Annotated in this window: 5 tRNA genes and 2 rRNA genes (2 of these 7 cut by a window edge); all 7 read right to left on the bottom strand. The window is 50.0% G+C overall.

Annotated features, from left to right (window positions below):
- Nucleotides 1-37: ribosomal RNA gene (locus tag UE46_RS01485) — 23S ribosomal RNA — on the bottom strand; it reaches 2895 nt to the left of the window's first position.
- Between the two features lie 263 nt (nucleotides 38-300).
- Nucleotides 301-1852: ribosomal RNA gene (locus UE46_RS01480) — 16S ribosomal RNA — on the bottom strand.
- Together the 16S and 23S rRNA genes with 5 tRNA genes alongside form the textbook arrangement of a ribosomal RNA operon.
- 199 nt (nucleotides 1853-2051) lie before the next feature.
- Nucleotides 2052-2127: transfer RNA gene (locus tag UE46_RS01475), tRNA-Ala, on the bottom strand.
- Between the two features lie 33 nt (nucleotides 2128-2160).
- Nucleotides 2161-2234 (bottom strand) — tRNA-Pro (locus tag UE46_RS01470).
- Nucleotides 2235-2238: 4 nt separating this feature from the next.
- Nucleotides 2239-2312 (bottom strand) — tRNA-Arg (locus tag UE46_RS01465).
- 14 nt (nucleotides 2313-2326) lie between these two features.
- A tRNA-Leu gene (locus UE46_RS01460) sits at nucleotides 2327-2415 on the bottom strand.
- 31 nt (nucleotides 2416-2446) lie between these two features.
- A tRNA-Gly gene (locus UE46_RS01455) sits at nucleotides 2447-2500 on the bottom strand; it runs 21 nt beyond the window's last position.

Genomic DNA, 2500 nt, shown 5'->3' with positions numbered 1-2500 from the left:
GCCAAGGCATCCACCGTGCGCCCTTTCTAACTTAACCATGTGGGTCGTTGTTCTTTCGAACTCACCACGGGTATGTTCCTTAACGTCTACGAGCCAGCGATGGCCGTATCGGTTAGTTGAAAGGTTACTTTCAGTTGATTCTCGGTTCTTACTTGGTTGGTACAAGTCAAAGACTTATACCGCACTTTACTAACTTTCTTATCTAGTTTTCAAAGAACAACTTTCTTCTTTAGAGAGAATTGACCTCTCAAAACTGAACAAAACAGAAGATAAAACAAAAGCAGGTTTCCTTTTCCTTAGAAAGGAGGTGATCCAGCCGCACCTTCCGATACGGCTACCTTGTTACGACTTCACCCCAATTATCTGTCCCACCTTCGGCGGCTGGCTCCATAAAGGTTACCCTACCGACTTCGGGTGTTACAAACTCTCGTGGTGTGACGGGCGGTGTGTACAAGGCCCGGGAACGTATTCACCGTGGCATGCTGATCCACGATTACTAGTGATTCCGGCTTCATGTAGGCGAGTTGCAGCCTACAATCCGAACTGAGAATAATTTTATGGGATTAGCTCGACCTCGCGGTTTGGCAACCCTTTGTATTATCCATTGTAGCACGTGTGTAGCCCAGGTCATAAGGGGCATGATGATTTGACGTCATCCCCACCTTCCTCCGGCTTGCACCGGCAGTCACTTTAGAGTGCCCAACTAAATGCTGGCAACTAAAATTAAGGGTTGCGCTCGTTGCGGGACTTAACCCAACATCTCACGACACGAGCTGACGACAACCATGCACCACCTGTCACTTTGTCCCCGAAGGGAAAGTTCTGTCTCCAGAATGGTCAAAGGATGTCAAGACCTGGTAAGGTTCTTCGCGTTGCTTCGAATTAAACCACATGCTCCACCACTTGTGCGGGCCCCCGTCAATTCCTTTGAGTTTCAACCTTGCGGTCGTACTCCCCAGGCGGAGTGCTTAATGCGTTAGCTGCAGCACTAAGGGGCGGAAACCCCCTAACACTTAGCACTCATCGTTTACGGCGTGGACTACCAGGGTATCTAATCCTGTTTGCTCCCCACGCTTTCGAGCCTCAGCGTCAATTACAGGCCAGTAAGCCGCCTTCGCCACTGGTGTTCCTCCACATATCTACGCATTTCACCGCTACACGTGGAATTCCACTTACCTCTCCTGCATTCAAGTCTCTCAGTTTCCAATGACCCTCCCCGGTTGAGCCGGGGGCTTTCACATCAGACTTAAGAAACCGCCTGCGCTCGCTTTACGCCCAATAAATCCGGACAACGCTTGCCACCTACGTATTACCGCGGCTGCTGGCACGTAGTTAGCCGTGGCTTTCTGGTTAGATACCGTCAAGGGACAAGCAGTTACTCTTATCCTTGTTCTTCTCTAACAACAGTGCTTTACGATCCGAAAACCTTCTTCACACACGCGGCGTTGCTCCGTCAGACTTTCGTCCATTGCGGAAGATTCCCTACTGCTGCCTCCCGTAGGAGTCTGGGCCGTGTCTCAGTCCCAGTGTGGCCGATCACCCTCTCAGGTCGGCTATGCATCGTTGCCTTGGTAGGCCATTACCCTACCAACTAGCTAATGCACCGCGGGCCCATCTGTAAGCGATAGCCGAAACCATCTTTCAAACAGGCGTCATGCGACGCTTGTTATCATTCGGTATTAGCCCCGGTTTCCCGGAGTTATCCCCAACTTACAGGCAGGTTGCCCACGTGTTACTCACCCGTCCGCCACTAACGTCGGAAAGAGCAAGCTCTTTCTTCGGTTCGTTCGACTTGCATGTATTAGGCACGCCGCCAGCGTTCGTCCTGAGCCAGGATCAAACTCTCTTTAAAATTAAAGATGAATCTGAATACTTATTCAACACCGTGAATAAGATCCTTGCGCCAAATTGACTTCGCTAGCAAATTACTTTACTAGTATTACTTTTGGAAATAGCTTTCTATTTCCGCCCTGCGATTCTTACCTAGAAACATTGCTGTCTCTATTGGTTTTATCTTTGTTTCTGTTCAGTTTTCAAAGGTCATAAAAAATTGGTGGAGCCTAGCGGGATCGAACCGCTGACCTCCTGCGTGCAAAGCAGGCGCTCTCCCAGCTGAGCTAAGGCCCCTTCATAATAAAATTAGGGATATTTTCTTAAAGGTCGGGAAGACAGGATTCGAACCTGCGACCCCTTGGTCCCAAACCAAGTGCTCTACCAAGCTGAGCTACTTCCCGAAAGTGCGCCCGAGAGGAGTCGAACCTCTAACCGCTTGATTCGTAGTCAAGTACTCTATCCAGTTGAGCTACGGGCGCATGATATAAGTATATGGTGCCGAGGACCGGAATCGAACCGGTACGGATATCACTATCCGCAGGATTTTAAGTCCTGTGCGTCTGCCAGTTCCGCCACCCCGGCGTTAGAAACTTGATAATGGCAACTTAAATTTTGGAGCGGAAGACGGGGTTCGAACCCGCGACCCCCACCTTGGCAAGGTGGTGCT

Origin of the sequence: Listeria weihenstephanensis (assembly GCF_003534205.1) — a bacterium.
Taxonomy (GTDB): domain Bacteria; phylum Bacillota; class Bacilli; order Lactobacillales; family Listeriaceae; genus Listeria_A; species Listeria_A weihenstephanensis.
The sequence above is the reverse complement of the archived record's forward strand: the minus strand, read 5'-3'. Positions and strand labels throughout refer to the sequence as shown.